The following is a 19,276-nucleotide window of genomic DNA, read 5'->3' as shown; positions in this document are numbered from 1 at the left end:
ATTTTTAGCCTTATACATTGATGATTGATGCGTATTTGGGTAAAATCTTTAATTATAATATTATATATAGGGTGAGATGGAAACATGGAAATTACTTTCTTAGGCACTGGAGCCGGACTTCCTTCTAAGGAAAGGAATGTAACAGCAATTGCGCTGAGTATGCTGCAGGAACTAAACGAAGTTTGGCTGTTTGATTGTGGAGAAGCAACACAGCATCAGCTTCTTCATACAAAAATTAAACCAGGAAAAATAAATAAAATCTTTCTTACCCATATGCATGGAGACCATATTTATGGATTGCCGGGATTCTTAAGCAGCCGATCCTTTCAGGCTGGTACGGATAAACCGATGACTGTCTATGGTCCTGAGGGAATAAAGGACTTTATTGAATATGCTTTAAACTTGAGTCATACCCATTTAACTTATCCTCTTACAATCATTGAAATAAATGAAGGATTATTATTTGAAACAGAAGCAATCGAAGTATATGCAAAAAAACTTTCACACGGCATACCAAGCTTTGGTTTTCGTATTGTTGAAAAAGATAAACCAGGTGAGCTGCTTGTTGAAAAATTAAAAGAAAAAGGTGTCCGTCCTGGTCCGATTTATGGGGAAATAAAAGAAAAACCTTCTGTCACTCTTGAAGATGGCAGAGTTATTCATCAAAAAGATTTTATCGGTCAACCTAAAAAAGGCAGGATTATTTCTATTCTTGGTGATACAACCTATCAGACGGCACATGAAGAATTTGTTAAAAACAGCGATCTGTTAATTCATGAAGCAACCTTTGCTGGAAATAAAGAAATACTTGCAAGAAACTATTTTCATTCAACAAATATACAAGCTGCAAAATTAGCAGTTGACGCTAGTTGTAAACAATTAATTTTGACACATGTATCTTCAAGATATCAATTTTCTGAGATGGATGCGTTTCTTGAAGAAGCAAGAGAAGTGTTTTCGAATACCTCTGTTGCGAGCGACTTTAGTGTGTTTCAATTATAGTTTGAAGTGCGTGTTGAAAAAGACTGATAAAAAGGACCGGCAAGTTCGAGGCAGCGCAAGCTCCTGGCAGCACATCGTATGCACTTAAGTACGTAAGTACACTTCATAAAAAGTCCTTTCACGAAGTGTCATTTTTATTAGACTTTTTGAACATCCTCTTGAAGGAAGAAAGGGAGAGACAGATTTGATGACCTTACAAGAAAACTATCAACAAATCGTTGATGATCACCGGAAGTATGTTGAGCAAGGAAATACGGTTGATTATACATTTCGTAAACATCAATTAGAGAAAATAAAAAAAATACTTAAAGACTATGAAACTGAAATATATGATGTACTAAAAAAAGATTTGAATAAACCAGATCATGAAATTATCACTACCGAGATTGGGATTATTCATACAGAATTAGATTTTACAATTAAAAATCTCCGTTACTGGATGCAGCCTGAAAAAGTTGCTTCTCCATTAACTCATAAAGGCTCTAAGAGCTACATTATGAAGGAGCCGCTTGGTGTTGTACTGGTTATATCGCCATGGAACTATCCTTTACAATTATCCCTGGTACCGATTATTGGAGCACTCGCAGCCGGCAACTCAGTAGTATTGAAGCCTTCTGAGCATGCTGCACATACCTCTGATCTTCTTGCCAGAATGATAGAAGAGAATTTTGATCCATCCTATTTCTCCGTTATTCAGGGGGCTGTCGAAGAAACAACAGAGCTGTTAAAGCAGCGGTTTGATCATATTTTCTATACTGGTGGAAGTGCTGTTGGAAAAATCGTTATGCGTGCTGCAAGCGAGCATTTGACACCTGTCACATTGGAGCTCGGAGGGAAAAGCCCTGCCATTGTTGATGAAGATGCAAATATTCAAATTGCTGCAAAACGGATTGTTTGGGGAAAATATACAAATGCCGGACAAACCTGTGTTGCTCCTGATTATTTATTAGTACAGGAATCCGTTAAATTCAAACTGCTGAAAGCAATGAAAAAACAGATTAAATCCATTTTCGGTAAGAATTTGATTCAGGGTGAGAATTATTCAAAAATCATTAATGAAGATCATTTTAAACGTTTAGTTTCATTCCTGAACGAGGATCATATTGTACACGGCGGAGAATATAATCAGGAAGATCTTATCATTGAGCCTACCATTCTTGATAAGATTGATTGGGATGATCCAATTATGCAGGAAGAGATATTTGGACCAATTCTGCCTGTACTGCAATTTGAAAATATTGAAGATGCTCTTTCACTTATTAAATCAAAGGAAAAACCACTAGCTTTATATTATTTTGGTGAAAATCCAAGAATGCAATCCCAGGTAATGGAATACGTTTCATTTGGCGGCGGTGCTATCAATGATACATTCTTCCATTTAGCAAACCCATATCTTCCTTTTGGCGGTGTTGGGAAAAGCGGTATGGGAAGTTATCATGGAAAAGCCAGCTTTAATACTTTTTCGCATCAGAAAAGTGTTTTAAAGCAAACTACGAAATTTGATTTTCCGTTCCGTTATACAGGCGGCACGGTTTCATCAAATATTTTAAAGAAATTCCTGTCCTAAGAATAAAAAGCCTTGATTTTACATCTATTAAATCAGAAGTAAAATCAAGGCTTTTTATAATCATCTAGAAAATCTTTTTGAAAGCTTGTTCGGGGCTGCTGCTCTTTATCCTTCTCGCTATTCAAGGAAAGAAATACATTCTTACCATATTTATCTGTCAGTTCTTCCATTGTTTCATACAGCTTTTCTTTCTTTACATTATCGTGGTAGGTAAACAAGTCAAGCTGCTCCCCTACTTGCCGCTTTTCTTCTAAATTTTGTAAAGAAACACCTAATAGTCGGACAGGTTCTTCGTTCCAATGTTTTTTTAATAATTCTTTCGCCACAAAAAGTATATCCTTTTTTTCATCAATATATTTTTGTAATGTTTTGCTGCGTGTAATGGTTTGATGGTTGTGAAAACGAATCATCAGCTGAACGCTTTTTCCTGCTGCACTCTTTCTTTTTACCCTTTTCGCTACATTTTCAACGAGGTGTTCCAGCAGCTGATGCAGCTCCTCCCAATCTGTTGAATCATGCGCTAAGGTTTGTGAGCTGCCGATACTTTTAAAGTCATGCACTGCTTCTGGATCAACCGGACGATAGTCTATCCCATTGGCAAGATTCTTTAATCTTTCTCCATTAACACCTAATAACTGCTTTAAAGAATAAACATCATGTGCAGCCAGATCACCAATCGTATGAATAGATACTTTTTTTAATTTTTCAGCCGTTTTTGCACCGATCCCGTGCATCTCTTCAATCTGGAGCGGCCATAGCGTCGAAGCCAATTCACGCTTGCGCAAAATTGTTATTCCTAAAGGCTTTCTCATATCTGAGGCCATTTTTGCCAAAAATTTATTCGGTGCAATGCCAAGACTGCACGGAATATCCAGCTCTCTTAAAATCCTCTGTTGAAGATAGTCGGCAATTTCCACAGGAGTACCCAGTTCTTTGGTATCTGTAATATCCAAATATCCTTCATCAATCGAAACTGGCTGGACTAACGGTGTGATCTCAGAAAGCATCTTAAAAATAGCCCGGGATGCTTCCCGGTATCTGTCAAAATTAGGACGCATCAATAGTAAATCAGGGCATAGTTTTTTTGCCTGCCAAACCGGCATGGTTGTTTTAACTCCTTTTGCTCTCGCTTCATAGCTGCTTGTTACAATAATACCTTTGCGTTCTTCCGGATTTCCAGCTATGGCAATCGGCTTTCCTTTTAATTCCGGGTTATGCGCCATTTCTACAGATGCATAGAAACAGTTCATATCAATATGAAAGATTACGCGTCCTTTTGAATTTGCAGAATGAACCATGTTATCACTCCTATTCTTACATTGCAATAAAAAGAGAACACACTCCATCATGGAATGCGTTCTCCTCTTTGTTTCCGCAGAAAGCCGCTCCAGGAATTGAAGCTTTTATCTTATTTTGCTGCGATTTTAACAATTTCCACAATAAATTCTGTTACTTTTACAAGATCTTCCGTTTTAATCCGCTCATTTGTAGTATGAATTTCTTCATAGCCGACAGCTAAGTTTACGGTTGGAATACCGTACCCTGCAATCACGTTAGCATCACTGCCGCCGCCGCTTTGTTCTAACTTACTATCTCTGCCGATAGTACGTGCAGCTTCTCGGGCAACCTCTACAACTTGAGAGCCCTCTTCAAAATGATAGCCTGGATATGCGACAACAACATTCACATCAGCAGATCCACCAAGCTCTTCAGCAGCCTCTTCAAAAGCTGTTTTCATTTTCTCAACCTGCTTTTCCATCTTCTCAGGCACTAACGAACGTGCTTCTGCTAAAATTTCTACGTGGTCAACCACAATATTCGTCTGCTTTCCGCCCTCAAATCGGCCAATGTTTGCTGTTGTATCCTTATCAATTCGGCCTAATGGCATTTTAGAAATTGCTTTGGATGCAATCGTAATGGCAGAAACCCCTTTTTCGGGTTCTAATCCGGCATGAGCAGTTTTTCCAGTAATTGTTGCGTGAATCTTTGCCTGGGTTGGTGCGGCAACGACAATATCACCCACATTGCCATTACTATCTAACGCATACCCGTAACGCGCATCCAGCTTAGAAGAATCTAATGCTTTCGCACCCACTAAACCGGATTCCTCACCTACTGTAATAATAAATTGAATCTGTCCGTGAGGGATATTGTTTTCCTGAAGCACTCTAATCAGCTCAAACATGGCTGCTAAGCCTGCTTTATCATCCGCTCCAAGGATTGTATCTCCTTCAGAAGAAATAACTCCATCTTTAATAATTGGACGTATACTCTTGCCTGGAACAACTGTGTCCATATGAGAAGTAAAATAAATTGCGTCAGCTGCCTCTTTGGTTGCCGGCAATGTACAAATTAAATTTCCTGCGCCATGGCCGGTTTGCTCTTTTGAATTATCTTCTTCCACCTGGACACCTAAAGCCTCAAATTTTTTGGTTAAAATTGATGCTATTTCTCTTTCAAACCCTGTTTCAGAGTCCACCTGAATAAGCTCTAAAAATTCATTAACTAATCTTCGTTCATTCACACTCATATTTGTAACCTCCTATCCAATAGGCTACTATATTTTTTAAGTTTTTTACAGTAGAAAGCCTTAAATTGGCAGTCTTTGTATGCAAAATAGGCAGAATGATAAAGAATGTTTCTGGAAAAGTTATATTATTAACTTGTCTCATCAACAAATTCGCGTTAGAATAACGATAGATGATATCGGATGATGAAGGAGGATTTTTCATGGCAGCAAAACAATCTAAACGCGCACGCCGCAATAAAATTATCGTATATTTCATGGTCGCTCTTATGGTTATTTCAGCCATTACAGCTGGATTAGCAGCATTTGTCTAAAAAATTCTGTACAGAAATTTATTTCATTAATTTCTGTACAGAATTTTTTATAATCAGCTCCATATGTAACGATAGAAAAGAAAACCTTTAATTAATTTTAATTTTTCTTTTCTTCCAATGTGATACATCGCTTTTCTTAAATTTATTTTTTATAATTAAGTACTCTTCTATTTCATGCAGTAATTGAAATAAATGCGCTCTTGTTTCAAACTCTTCCCGCGTTTCGGGTAAATCCTCTGCGTGGAATTCTCTTTTTAGTTCCTTCAATTCCTCTAAAAAGGTAATAGCTGTATTCCCGGGATGGACAGCTTTGGACAAACGTTCAAAAAAACCTGCAATTTTAATCGCAATGGCATCTGTTTTCGGTAAATGCGTTACTAGAGGAAGCATTTTCTTCAAAAGTTCAAATTGTCTTTCCCTCATTTTAAAATAATTATAATAAGTATGCTCATTTCGCAGCAGATGATTATCTCTATCCCGAATGACTAATTGTTTTGCTTCAACAAGTATGTCCTCTGTAACTGCAATTTCATTTCCTTGCCACATTTCATTTTCATCCCGAATATACAGGGAATATTCATATAAAATATGACTGAAATTACTTTCTAATCGAATTTGCAGCTTCTTTAATTTATTTTCTAAGCTGGGCATATAAAGGTTCAACAGCAGCCCTGTTCCGAGCCCAATTGTAATAAGAACAAACTGCTCTCCTATCAAAGAAAGCGTCACATGTCCAGATCCATACAGATTCAGCATGACAACAGAACTGGAGGCAATGCCGGGAGTCGCCTTCAACGCAACAGTTGCAGGGATAAATAATAGAAGCAGTATAAATATAGAGATTGCATGATAGCCAATTATTTCAAAAATAATACACGAAAAAACAACGGCTGAAGCACATGCAACAAACCGTTGCCAGGCACTTAAAAATGAAGATTTTCTTGATGGCTGTATACATAGAATTGTTAGAATTCCTGCTGAAATAAAATTTGAAAGACCGACCCATTGCGCCAGCGATATAGCGACCGGAGTCCCAATAGCAGTTTTTAAGGTGCGATATCCAATTTTCACCCTTTAAGAACCTCCTGCGGTATTTTCCTGTAAGCAAAGCAAAGAAGGCTGCCAAATGACAGCCCCTCTTAATTCCTTACACTTCTTCACAATATTGATCAAACAGATTTTGAAGTTTAGCGGAAACATCCATTGCACTATGTCCTTCAATCTGATTTCGCTCTACCATTGCAAGAATTTTTCCATCCTTAAGTAATGCGAAACTTGGTGAAGATGGTGCATATCCTTCAAAATAAGTTCTTGCCTGCTCTGTCGCTTCCTGATCCTGACCAGCGAATACGGTCACTAAATGATCCGGACGCTTATCATAATGAATCGCATTTCCTGCCGCTGGACGTGCTACACCGCCTGCACAACCACAGGTTGAATTAACCATCACAAGTGTTGTACCTTCACGGGAAAGTGCTGCATCCACCTCTTCTGCGGTGCGTGCTTCTTCATATCCTGCTTCCGTTATATCTGTTCTGGCAACTTTAACTACATCCTGCATAAATAAATCGAAATCCATTGTACTCCACCCTTTTGCTTAAAATATATTTATAGCTTATCAGCTAGTCATTAAAAATTCAATCTATTGGCTTTTGTTCTGTTAGAGGATGCTCAAAAAGCTCAATAAAAATGACACGGTGAACTTTTGAACATACACGGTTATTAATAAAGGGTTATGGAAGATTCATTCATACCTTCAAGAATTTCTTTTACACGGGCTAAAAATCTTCCGCATACTAACCCGTCTAAAATACGATGATCCAAGGAAAGTGATAAATTCACCATATCCCGGGCTGCAAACATATCATCAATAATGACAGGACGTTTTACAATTGATTCTACCTGTAAAATTGCCGCCTGTGGAGAATTAATAACTCCCATCGAGGAGACGGATCCAAAGGAGCCTGTATTATTTATAGTAAATGTACCTCCCTGCATATCCTCGGGAGATAGTTTACCTTGACGAGCTTTTGTTGCCAATGTTGTAATATCACGGGCAATTGCTTTTATTGTTTTTTCATCTGCATGCTTAATCACAGGAACAAACAATTCTTTATCCTTGGCTACTGCAATGGATAAATGAATATCTTTTTTCTGAATGATCTTATCTCCCGCCCACATGCTGTTTAATTCAGGATATTCCTTTAAGCCTTGAGCAACAGCCTTTACAAAAAATGCAAAAGGTGTCAAAGAAAAGCCCTCCTGATTTTTAAATGATTCCTTTACACGATTACGGTATTTTACTAAGTCAGTAACATCTGCCTCTACCTGCATCCAGGCATGAGGGATTTCATGCTTTGACCTAACCATATTTTCGGCAATCACTTTCCGGACGCCCTTCACAGGGATTTCAATATCTCCTGCCGAGCTTCGTATGCTTTCTTTTGATGCGGATGGTGTTTCTTTCGCAGGAGCTGTTCCTATTTTTTTCTCTTGGGAAGGCTTTGCCTGTTCTTGAGATACACCCCTATTTTCAATACTCTTCTCGACATCTTTTCTGGTAATTCTTCCTCCCTTACCTGTTCCTTCAATACTATCTAGGTCAATATTATGTTCCTGAGATAAACGTAATACAGCAGGAGAATATCTTTTTTTCATTGAGCTGTCTTTACTGCCTGCTTCTTTCTCAGCTTTGTCATCTTCCGTATTCGATTCTTTTTCGTTTGTTACTCCCGGGCCTTCTAAAGAAGCCTCTTCTGTTTCTATATAGCAGATTAGAGTACCAACCTCTACTGTTTCTCCTTCTTCCACTACAAGTTCTGTTATTGTTCCTGTATAGGAGGAGGGAACTTCTGCATTTACTTTATCAGTCATTACTTCAGCAATAGGATCGTATTTATTTACTTGGTCTCCGACAGAAATAAGCCAAGAACTGACTGTCCCCTCTGTTACACTCTCACCAAGCTGAGGCATAGTAATTTTTTCAACACTCATAATTCTACCTCCAATTAATATTCCGCAAGGTCACGCATTGCTTTTTCTACTTTATCGGGGTTTAGCATAAAATATTTTTCCATAGTCGGTGCATAAGGCATCGCCGGCACGTCGGGGCCAGCCAGACGCTTAATCGGAGAATCTAAATCAAATAAGCAGTTTTCCGAAATAATTGCTGCAACTTCACTCATCACGCTGCCTTCTTTGTTATCTTCCGTCACAAGGAGAACCTTTCCTGTTTTGCTCGCTGCTTCTATAATTGCTTTTTGATCCAGCGGATATACCGTACGTAAGTCAAGAATATGTGCTTCTATTCCATCTGCCGCTAATCTTTCAGCAGCCTGCAATGCAAAATGTACACATAATCCATAAGTAATTACAGTAATATCCTCGCCTTCTCTTTTTACATCTGCTTTACCAATCGGAAGGACATAATCATCCTCAGGTACCTCTTCCTTCAACAAACGATAAGCACGCTTATGCTCAAAAAATAATACAGGATCATTATCCCGGATAGCTGCTTTCAGCAAACCTTTAGCATCATACGGACTTGAGGGCATAACAATTTTTAATCCTGGTTGATTTGCAAACAGCGCTTCTACAGATTGAGAGTGGTACAAAGCGCCATGCACGCCGCCCCCATATGGAGCCCGAATCGTGATAGGACAATTCCAATCATTATTAGAGCGATAACGGATTTTTGCAGCTTCGGAAACAATTTGATTTACTGCCGGCATGATAAAATCAGCAAATTGCATCTCTGCAACCGGGCGTTTTCCGTACATTGCTGCACCAATGGCAACACCCGCAATAGCAGACTCTGCCAGCGGTGTATCTAATACGCGGTCTTCCCCAAAAGTATCATAAAGTCCATGCGTTGCTTTAAACACGCCGCCCTTTTTACCTACATCCTCACCAAGAATAAATACATTCTCATCTTTTTGCATCTCTTCTTTTAGAGCAGCTGTAATTGCTTGTATATAAGACATAACAGGCATTGATTATTCCCCTCCTTCGTCCAATTCCTCATAAACATACTTCAATGTATCCTCTGGAGCAGCATATGGAGCTTTTTCTGCATAATCTGTCGCTTCATTCACAAGCTCGTTAAGGCGCTCATGAATTTCTTTTTCTTTTGCATCATCTATAATATTCTTTTCTTTTAATTTTTCAGCAAATGTAATAATGGAATCCTTCTCTTTCGCTTTCTTCACCTCATCCTGTTCTCGATAAACACGATCATCATCATCACTGGAGTGTGCGGTGAAGCGATAGGTTACTGCTTCAATCAATGTCGGACCTTCCCCGCTAACTGCTCTTTCTCTTGCTTCTTTGACTGCTTGATAAACAGCAATAGGATCATTTCCGTCCACAGTAACTCCCGGCATTCCATAAGATGATGCTCTTTGAGAAACAGTTTCACTGGCTACTTGACGATCATAAGGCACAGAAATAGCATACTTATTATTTTCAACCATTGTAATAACTGGAAGCTTATGCACACCTGCAAAGTTTAACCCTTCATGAAAATCTCCTTGGTTGGAGGAACCCTCTCCCAATGTAACAAACGTTGCAATATCTTTTTTATCCATTTTGCTGGCTAATGCTACACCAACGGCATGTGGAACTTGAGTTGTTACTGGAGATGAACCGGTCAGAATACGATTTTTCTTTTGACCAAAGTGACCCGGCATTTGACGTCCTGCTGAATTTGGATCCTCTGCTTTTGCAAATGCAAATAACATTAAATCTTTTACAGTCATTCCAAAGGCTAAAACGACTCCTAAATCTCTATAATACGGAGCTGTATAATCAACAGAACGGTCCAATGCAAAAGCTGCTCCGACCTGTGCTGCTTCCTGCCCTTGACAGGAAACCACAAATGGTATTTTTCCTGAACGGTTTAAAAGCCACATTCTTTCATCTATCTTTCTTGCTAACAGCATCATTTCAAACATTTCGACAGCCATCTCGTTGCTTACATTTTCCCAAGATGTTTGTTTCATATTATTTCCCTCCTTCAGCCATTTCACAGCATTAAATGGTATTCATTTATCCATGAATCTGTTTTTCGTCAACTGCCAGAGCTGCTTCACCGATAACCTCTGATAAGGATGGATGCGGATGAATTGTCTGGCTGATTTCCCATGCAGTTGCGTCTAATACTTTTGCCAATCCCGCTTCAGATATCATATCTGTTACATGCGGACCAATCATATGAACTCCCAATAAATCCTGTGTTTTTTTATCTGTAATTATTTTTACAAAGCCGTCTGTTTCACCATAAACCAGCGCTTTACCAACAGCTTTAAAAGGAAATTTTCCGATAACAAGCTCATAACCTTCTTCTTTTGCCTGTTTTTCTGTCAGGCCGACCCTTGCTGCTTCCGGGTTTGCATAAATACAACTTGATACTGTATTATAATCTATTTTTTGTGGGTTTTCATCTGCAATATGCTCGACAGCAATAATGCCTTCATGAGAAGCCACATGGGCAAGCTGCATACCACCGATTACATCACCAATAGCATAGATATGTGATTCCTTTGTCTGGTAAAAATCATTTGTATCGATGACATGATTCGAGATTTGGATATCCGTATTTTCAATCCCGATATTTTCGATATTTGCTTTTCTTCCAACAGATACAAGCATTTTGTCAGCGTTAAATTGTTCTGTCTTATCATTAATCAATGCTTTTATTGATATATTATTATTTTTTTCTAATGTATCTGCCTGAACATTAGCACCCGTTACAATTTTCACGCCTCTTTTTTTCAATTGCTTCTCCATCTCTTTTGCCACATCTTTATCCTCAGTCGGCAGAATTTGCTTTTGGTATTCCAATACAGTTACATCTACTCCGAAATCATTCAGCATGGATGCCCACTCTATGCCGATAACTCCACCGCCTACAATGAGCATAGATTCTGGAAGTTTTTCCATTTCCAGCGCTTCATTGGAGCTGATAACAAGTTCACCATCAAAATCCAGTCCAGGCAAGGTATTTGGCTCCGAACCGGTTGCAATCAAAACGTTTTTGGGAATTAACATATCGTTTTCATTGCCATTCTCATATTCAACAGAGATAGTACCAGGCATTGGTGAAAAAATACTTGGTCCTAAGATACGGCCAAATCCCTGATAGACATCTACCTTTCCTTTTTTCATCAGCCCCTGGACGCCTTTGTGCAGTTGATCAACAATTGCTTTTTTTCTTTGCTGTACCTTGATAAAGTTTAAGACTGGCTTATTCACCTCAACGCCAAATTTATCAGCATTTCTGGTTTGCTGATAAATTTCTGCACTGCGGAGCAATGCTTTAGAAGGAATGCAGCCTCTATGTAAACACGTTCCCCCTAATTCAGCCTTTTCAACGATTGCTACTTTCATTTTTAACTGACTCGCACGGATAGCAGCAACATAACCGCCTGTTCCGCCGCCTAAAATGACTAAATCATACTCTGCAGCCATCTAATTAGCCTCCTCTGCTACGTATATCTTTACTTCCCCGGGATTATTTAAAACTTCTAAAACCCCTTCATTCATTGCCTCTAAATCATTTTTACCTGGAAACACCATTACATCAGCAATCCAGTTTATTCTTGGGATAATCGCATCAATAACAAAATCATTCTCACTGATCTTTCCAGTAAAAACAATCCCGTCCACTTCTCCGTGTAACACTGTACTCATTGCTCCAACTTCTTTGGCAATCTGGTATGCCTGCGCTTCGATGACGTTTTTTGTGTGACGATCTCCCTGCATCAGTCTGGAATGGATTATAGAAGGATCTTCTGTGTGCAAATAAGCCTTTAATCCTCCATCCTGCTGTAGATGATTCCAATCAAAATCCTCCACATTAGAATATTGTTCAGATATATAGGCCAGGAACCCCTTTAATGGAATACTTCCTGAACGATCAATTGTAAAGGGACCCTCTCCATCAACACCATTCGTTACATCTATAATTTTGCCTGATTGATGCGAAGCAATGGTAATTCCTCTCGCAATATGAATGGAGATAAGTTTTAAAGAATTATATGCAGCCCCAATTTGTTTAGCTGCAATTCTTCCGGCATGCCGATGATTAAGAGAATGAAATATACTGGCTCTTTCTATTTCAGGAATACCAGTATATTTAGCTATTTTCTGCATTTCATCCACTACTGGCGGGTCAACAATATATGCATGTATATTTAAATTCTCAGCAATATCATAAGCAAGGATTGCTCCCAAATTAGATACATGCTCCCCATACGCGTTTGTTTTTAAATCATAGAGCATCGCATCATTTACTTGATAAGTTCCCCCACCGATTGGACGTAATAGCCCGCCCCGGCCGCATACACTTATTAAACGCGATGTATTCATTCCATCCAAATCCAGCTGTTCAAAAATGGCCTGTTTTCTGTAAGCAACCTGATCGATAAGCTGGTCAAAACGATTTAACTCATCTTCATCGTGAATAATCGTCTGCTGATATAAATGATGATTTCCTTCAAATACACCAATTTTGGTGATATACATGTCGGGGTAGATAACTAAAACACGTCCACTCTGACTCACAATACAACCTCCATCATTGCCCTTTTCATATTTCAGTACCTCATAACAAGAGGCACAATTTTATTGTCTATGATCTAAAATATTTCGTTCATTTATAATAAACTGGCTGCGGGAATTCTTCTTTGCCTGAATTCTTTCTTCCGCAAGACGGTCAGCTGCGATATATGTTGGTATTTGATCGCGGTTCGAAATCGCAAATACCTGCTCCAGATTTTTGTATATGCGCTGTACATTATGTAATGCACGCTCACGATTGTAACCAATTAATTCATCAGCAACATTTATTACTCCACCAGCATTAATTACATAATCCGGTGCATATAAGATTCCTCTTTGATGCAGGATATCACCATGCTCATGGCTTTTCAGCTGATTATTAGCAGATCCTGCAACTACCTTGGCTTTTAGTCTCGGAATTGTATTATCATTAATGGTCGCACCAAGTGCACAAGGTGCATAGATATCACAATCCACATCGTAAATATCATCTGGATCTACTGCTTTTGCGTTAAAATCATTCTGCGCGCGCTGAACTGCATTCTTATTGATATCTGTTACTATTAACTCGGCACCTTCTTCATGCAATAATTTACATAAGCTGTAAGCAACATTTCCGACTCCTTGAACAGCAATGACTTTACCCTCTAAGGATTCTGTTCCAAAAGCTTCTTTAGCTGTTGCCTTCATTCCTTGATAAATTCCAAGTGCAGTAACCGGTGAAGGATTTCCTGCTGCTCCGCTATAAGAAGTCACTCCTGTAACATATTCTGTTTCCAGCGCAATTTGATCCATATCCGATTCATTAGTGCCTACATCTTCAGCGGTAATATATCTGCCGCTTAAGCTTTGGATATAGCGTCCAAATGCACGGAACATTTCCGGATTCTTATCCCTTTTAGGATCTCCTATAATGACTGTTTTTCCGCCGCCAAGATCTAAACCGGCAGCAGCATTTTTATATGTCATTCCTTTTGCCAGCCGCAGTGCATCCTCAATTGCTTCTTCCTCTGAAGCATAAGTCCACATTCTGGTTCCTCCCAGTGCCGGCCCTAACGTAGTATCATGTATTGCAATAATAGCTTTCAGTCCTGATTGTTTATCCTGACAAAAAAGCAGTTGTTCATAATCATATTTCTCCAAGTAATTAAAGATTTCCATATTTACCCCTCCTGAATAAATCACGATAAATTATTATCTAACTTATATTTATCTATAAAATTTTAAATATGCTTTAAGTCGGATGATTATCTTCATCCTCTATTTATATAAATCTGCAAAATATTGCAGAATATATTACTCAATCCGATATTTTTCAAGCTTATAATAGAGATTGCGAACAGATATTTGTAGAACTTTTGCTGTTTTAGTCTTATTTTTATTACATTTCTGATAAACTTCCTGCAAATACATTTTTTCATAATGGTCCAGTGCTTCTTGTAATTTTAGCGGTTTCTCTGTTTCCACACTGCCTTCTGAAAATGTACTTTGCTTTGTTTGAAGTTCCGGTAAATGAGATACTTCAATCTGTTCCTCTGTATTACCAATAAATATCATGGAATGACTTATCACATTAGCCATTTCTCTTATATTACCCGGCCAATGATATTGCATCAGCTTATCCAGAGCTTCATCAGATATCCCCTGAACATTTTTCCCATATTCTTCATTAAGCTGATAAATAATATGTTCGACCAGTACAGGTATATCCTCTTTCCGCTCCTTTAATGATGGAATGGATATTGGCAGTTTATTAATCTGATAATAAAGATCCTCCCGAAACTTCTTATTCATAACAGCCTTCTCTAAATTAATATTCGTCCCGGCAATAACACGGACATCAACAGAAATAGGCTTTGTTGCTCCAACAGGAATCACCTGGTTCTCTTTTAGCACACGCAGTAATTTTTCCTGAATAGTTAAGGAGAGATTACCAATCTCATCAAGAAAGATGCTCCCATTATTAGCCTGCTCAAACAAGCCTTTTCTGCCTATTAATTTCTCATCTGCTGAACCAAACAATTCTTTCTCAAGCATTGATTCAGACAATGTTGAACAATTAACGCGGAGGAATTTATTATATTTGCGGTCACTTTCATGATGTATAGCATGAGCGAACAGCTCTTTACCAGTACCTGTTTCTCCTCTTAAAAGAACAATTGCCGGCGTCTTTGCACCTACTTTTGCCTGTTCTAAAGCAAGTTTCATTTCTGGTGAATTGCCGATAATATCATCAAACGTATACCTTGCCTCCAAATTACGGATAATCTGCCTAGCTCTTTTTAACTCTTTTGTCACAGATTGTAATTCACTGACATCATGAAGTACACCGACACTGCCTTTCATTTTCCCTTGAACAATAACCGGTGCAACATTTACAATGACTTCTTTCCTTGCAGGGCCAACCTTCATATGTACTCCGCGAACAGCACGGCGGGTTTTTAAAACCTTCAGATGAACACTGTCTCCTTCAGATATATCCACTGTTGCCGGTTTACCAATTACTTCATTTTCTGTTAACCCGGTTAAACGTGTATAAGCAGGATTAATAATTAAGCCATTTCCATTTTCATCAACAACACTGATAGCTTCATCAGAAGATTTAATAATTGCCTCCAGCATTGTTTTTATTTCATTTAAATCTGTATTTTCTTCTGCTAGTTGGACTACTTCTGTAATATCCTTGAAAACAGCAAAAGCTCCAACCAAATCACCAGTTTTATTAATAATTGGTATACGTGATGCAATTACTTTCTTGCCGTTATCTAAAATTGTTTTTTGGTTTAATTCTTTTCTCTGACTTCTTAAAACATGTGACAAACGGCTGGTTTTCAACAGTTCTTTTACATGCTTCCCTATGTAGTCTCTTTCCTTTTTGCCAAGAATCTGTTCTGCCCGCCGATTTAGCAGCTGGACCTGCTCGTCTTTATTAACAACAATCATACCGTCATTCATATGATTTAAAATTAATTCCAGGCGGTTTGCCTGTACCTTTACTTCATTCGTTAATATTGTCTTTTCATGAATTAATTCATAAATAATATTTGCTACAGATCCGGGAATAATGATTGTTTTTCTAGGAAAGAGCTCTATCATTTTTTCAAATAAATCTTCCTCGCCTGTTACATTAACGACTATATCAATATTATGGTGAATCCACTCTTTCCATTCTGTGCTTGTATGAACGTTCATCTCTTCAGCTAACTTCATGGCAGGAGCATTCGGATCCTTGTCAACAATTGCACAAATTTTCATTCGTTTTGTTTCTTTAAATAGGCGAAATAATGCTGTACCACCTTTTCCAGCGCCGACTATCAGGATTTTCTTCATACTTTTCATCCACCTTGAATTTATTTGCACACTTTCATCATACGATACCATGCATAATTTAGCAAACGAATTCTATTTCTATTTTTCGACTTATTTTGATATACTTATGTCGATGTTAAAAATATAATGGAAGTACATATCAGTTTAAAAGTGCTCAATAGAAGAAGTCATTGGAAGTATTTATAAAGGAGTTCGAGTTTTATGCAAAGAAACCTCGCTCTAATCATCCTGTTTATTCCCGGGCTGATTGCAGCTTTTGGCATTAAATTAATGCGTGATACGCTTTTTAATGAGTTCTATCCTATTTTTATTTACGGAAGTATTCAATTTATTGTCGGTCTGATATTATTTGCAGGCGGATTGGTTTTTCTCGGCGGCTTTATCATTTATAGAGACAGGAAGAAACGTAACCAGGAAAAGAAAACGCAAAGCTGAAAAATTCTGTTCTATATAGAGACAGAATTTTTTATTTTATTGCGGCAAATCATCAGTAAAAGCACTGCTGACTCAAGTTTCATTTATATGTAATGCAACTTTGAATTCATACTCTGAAAACATCTCAGATCATCTTTAATAATCCATTATTAAAACTTGTTTTTTATTCCAGATTAACTGAAATTGTAATTTTAAAATTAATTTAGCGGAATGAAAGCGTTATTTTCGTCGTTTTTCTTTCTTTTTTTCGTTTTCCACTTTAATTTAACAGAAAATATGTTATATTAATAAAAATAAAAAATACCAAGTATTAAATCTTCATATTATTTTAGTAGTTTATGGAGGAAATTTTGAAATGGGGGATCATCAAATGAAAGTAGCAAAATTTGGAGGAAGTTCTGTAGCAAATGCAACACAAATTAAAAAGGTAGCGAACATCATTAAGTCAGATCCCTCCCGAAAGGTTATTGTTGTATCTGCGCCAGGAAAACGTTTCTCCGATGATGTAAAAGTGACGGATTTGCTAATAGACCTTTGCTATGCAAAACAAAATAATCAAGATTATGAGCAGCATTTACAAAGAATCTTGGAAAGATTTCAAGAAATTATAAATGATTTAGAGCTGGGTAATGATATTTTAGAAGATATCCAGCAAACGATTGAAAAATATCTGCAATTCGATACATCGCCATTAGGACAGCTGGATGCTTTAAAATCTATTGGAGAAGACAGCTCCGCTAAAATAGTAAGTGCTTATTTACAACGGTTAGGCTTAAATGCAAGTTATGTTAATCCGAAAGAAGCAGGAATTTTTGTAAGTAATGAGCCCGGGCAGGCTCAGCTGTTACCCGAAAGCTTTTCTATTATTTATCAGCTCCGTGAACGTGATGGCGTTTCAGTAGTTCCAGGATTCTTTGGTTATTCTAAAGAAAATGATTTAGTTACCTTCTCGCGTGGCGGGTCAGATATTACAGGAGCTATTCTTGCTGCCGGTACCAAAGCAAGTTTATATGAAAATTTCACAGATGTAGATTCTGTTTTTGCGGTAAACCCGAATTTCGTGGAAAATCCAAAGGATATTACCGTATTAACCTATAAGGAAATGCGTGAGCTTTCTTATGCAGGTTTTTCTGTTTTTCATGATGAAGCACTTATACCTGCGTTTAAAGAGCAAATCCCAGTTTGTATTAAAAACACAAATAATCCAGATGCGCCCGGCACTATGGTCGTTGCTGAAAGAGATGCTACAGACCAATGTGTTGTCGGAATTGCAAGTGATGTCGGCTTCTGCAGTTTATATGTAAGTAAATTTTTAATGAACCGTGAAGTCGGTTTTGGCAGAAAGCTTCTGAACATTTTTGAGGACGAAGGAATCTCCTTTGAGCATGCTCCTTCAGGAATTGATGATATGTCTGTTATTTTTAGAGACCACCGGTTTACACCGGATAAAGAACAGGTGGTTATCGACAGGATCCGTAATGAATTACATGTAGATACCGTAAGTATTCATCGTGATTTAGCTGTGATTATGGTTGTTGGAGAAGGATTAGTAAATACAGTTGGTGTTGCAGCCAAAGCAACTGCCTCCTTTGCCAAGGCAGGTATTAATATCGATATGATTAACCAAGGATCTTCTGAAGTATCTATGATGTTCGGTGTTCATGCTGTTGATTTGGAGAGAGCAATTCAATCATTGTATAAAGAATTTTTTACTGAGGATGAATCTAATTTAAAGTTTCCTTCTGTGTCAGCAAAAGGTCATTAATAACTTTTAAACACCGTTTTGAGCAGATTGTCTGTTTAAAGCGGTGTTTTTTCTATCTCTGAACAACCTTGCTGATTCCCCCTGATTTATGAAACAAAAAATATCGCTTCAAACATATAATACTTATCTACTGACAGGAAGGTTGTTGAATACTTGAAAAATGCTTATAAGGCACCTCTTTATTTGCAATATCTTGCATGCTTTTTATCATTGTTGGACCGCTGACTATATGAATCATTTATCAAAAGCAGCTTTTCCTGGATAATTAGCAAAAAATGAAATAGAAGTAAACGAATCGTCCTTACCAGCCCATCATTGTAGCAAAACTGCTGAAATTTGGGTATATCCTCCCTCGGAAAATATTAGTGAAGTGTACTGTGTTACCCAAAAGAAAATGAAGAACTCCCTATAGAATCTAAAAAATACGAAAACAACCATCAAAAATTGGGAGTAACGTATCTCTTTACTAACGACGGTAATGAAAACACTATATTTAACCGCATATAATACCGAGGCGGTGGTTTAGAATTCATTTATATTACCTATCACTTTTTTGATCAAATAAAAAATCGTTTTATCATCTCCATCTCTATAGCTACACCTATTTTAGCCGGAATCTATTTTATTCTATATCGAAGGAGTAAGCGTTAGTTCTTCGTTAGCGAGATGAAATAACGTTTATTTGTACGCCTTCACCAGCATTGTCCGACAGGTGAACGATGTGCGCAAACTCTGTCTCGGAACACGCTTTAGAGTCATCCTTTTTCTTATACTTC

15 protein-coding genes are annotated in these 19,276 nt (G+C 37.8%); 4 read left to right on the top strand and 11 right to left on the bottom strand.

From position 1 onward, the window contains the following. Positions 1-84 precede the first annotated feature (84 nt). Both rnz and MKY30_RS17935 read left to right on the top strand, forming a co-directional pair. Positions 85-1,002 carry a ribonuclease Z gene (rnz, locus tag MKY30_RS17940; protein ID WP_147207845.1) on the top strand — a complete coding sequence of 306 codons (918 nt, stop codon included), beginning with the start codon at positions 85-87 and terminating at the stop codon, positions 1,000-1,002. A 187-nt stretch (positions 1,003-1,189) separates the two neighbouring features. After that, positions 1,190-2,569 (top strand): aldehyde dehydrogenase, encoded by a 1,380-nt coding sequence (locus MKY30_RS17935; protein WP_147207846.1) that lies wholly within the window; start codon positions 1,190-1,192, stop codon positions 2,567-2,569. A 44-nt stretch (positions 2,570-2,613) separates the two neighbouring features. Here the strand turns inward: MKY30_RS17935 and MKY30_RS17930 are convergent, their stop codons facing one another. From MKY30_RS17930 to MKY30_RS17880, 11 genes are all read right to left on the bottom strand, one after another. Further along, the gene (locus tag MKY30_RS17930) at positions 2,614-3,867 is read right to left on the bottom strand and encodes a DNA polymerase IV (RefSeq protein WP_341084987.1); all 1,254 of its coding nucleotides are present in this window, start codon (positions 3,865-3,867) and stop codon (positions 2,614-2,616) included. Between the two features lie 110 nt (positions 3,868-3,977). Further along, positions 3,978-5,099 carry a M20/M25/M40 family metallo-hydrolase gene (locus tag MKY30_RS17925; RefSeq protein ID WP_341084985.1) on the bottom strand — a complete coding sequence of 374 codons (1,122 nt, stop codon included), beginning with the start codon at positions 5,097-5,099 and terminating at the stop codon, positions 3,978-3,980. A gap of 398 nt (positions 5,100-5,497) precedes the next feature. Then, entirely contained in the window at positions 5,498-6,481 is a 984-nt protein-coding gene (locus tag MKY30_RS17920; protein ID WP_147207849.1) for an aromatic acid exporter family protein, read from the bottom strand. Positions 6,482-6,557: 76 nt separating this feature from the next. Further along, positions 6,558-6,989 (bottom strand): BrxA/BrxB family bacilliredoxin, encoded by a 432-nt coding sequence (locus MKY30_RS17915; protein WP_147207850.1) that lies wholly within the window; start codon positions 6,987-6,989, stop codon positions 6,558-6,560. Between the two features lie 143 nt (positions 6,990-7,132). Further along, the gene (locus MKY30_RS17910; protein ID WP_341084983.1) at positions 7,133-8,404 is read right to left on the bottom strand and encodes a dihydrolipoamide acetyltransferase family protein; all 1,272 of its coding nucleotides are present in this window, start codon (positions 8,402-8,404) and stop codon (positions 7,133-7,135) included. Between the two features lie 14 nt (positions 8,405-8,418). Next, a complete protein-coding gene (locus tag MKY30_RS17905; protein WP_147207852.1) occupies positions 8,419-9,402 on the bottom strand; it encodes an alpha-ketoacid dehydrogenase subunit beta in 984 nt (327 codons plus the stop codon). Positions 9,403-9,405: 3 nt separating this feature from the next. Continuing rightward, complete coding sequence (locus MKY30_RS17900; protein WP_147207853.1) at positions 9,406-10,410, bottom strand: thiamine pyrophosphate-dependent dehydrogenase E1 component subunit alpha; 1,005 nt, start codon at positions 10,408-10,410, stop codon at positions 9,406-9,408. A 46-nt stretch (positions 10,411-10,456) separates the two neighbouring features. Beyond that, positions 10,457-11,878, bottom strand: coding sequence for a dihydrolipoyl dehydrogenase (gene lpdA, locus MKY30_RS17895; RefSeq protein ID WP_147207854.1), 1,422 nt, complete (start codon positions 11,876-11,878; stop codon positions 10,457-10,459). Beyond that, the gene (buk, locus tag MKY30_RS17890; RefSeq protein ID WP_156985374.1) at positions 11,879-12,973 is read right to left on the bottom strand and encodes a butyrate kinase; all 1,095 of its coding nucleotides are present in this window, start codon (positions 12,971-12,973) and stop codon (positions 11,879-11,881) included. It lies immediately after the preceding gene. A 60-nt stretch (positions 12,974-13,033) separates the two neighbouring features. Continuing rightward, positions 13,034-14,131: a Leu/Phe/Val dehydrogenase gene (locus MKY30_RS17885; RefSeq protein WP_147207856.1), complete on the bottom strand. Its 1,098-nt coding sequence runs from the start codon at positions 14,129-14,131 to the stop codon at positions 13,034-13,036. A 135-nt stretch (positions 14,132-14,266) separates the two neighbouring features. Further along, entirely contained in the window at positions 14,267-16,300 is a 2,034-nt protein-coding gene (locus MKY30_RS17880) for a sigma 54-interacting transcriptional regulator (RefSeq protein WP_147207857.1), read from the bottom strand. Between the two features lie 201 nt (positions 16,301-16,501). Here MKY30_RS17880 and MKY30_RS17875 point away from each other — a divergent pair, with 201 nt between their 5' ends. Next, positions 16,502-16,735 (top strand): DUF2627 domain-containing protein, encoded by a 234-nt coding sequence (locus tag MKY30_RS17875; RefSeq protein ID WP_147207858.1) that lies wholly within the window; start codon positions 16,502-16,504, stop codon positions 16,733-16,735. Positions 16,736-17,105: 370 nt separating this feature from the next. Further along, on the top strand, positions 17,106-18,500 hold the full coding sequence (locus MKY30_RS17870; RefSeq protein WP_147207859.1) for an aspartate kinase: 1,395 nt from the start codon (positions 17,106-17,108) through the stop codon (positions 18,498-18,500). Positions 18,501-19,276: the final 776 nt, after the last annotated feature.

It is taken from the genome of Oceanobacillus sp. FSL W8-0428 (assembly GCF_038004405.1).
In the GTDB taxonomy this organism is placed as follows: Bacteria; Bacillota; Bacilli; order Bacillales; family Amphibacillaceae; genus Oceanobacillus; species Oceanobacillus sojae.
This window is presented reverse-complemented; position numbering and strand designations above follow the sequence as displayed.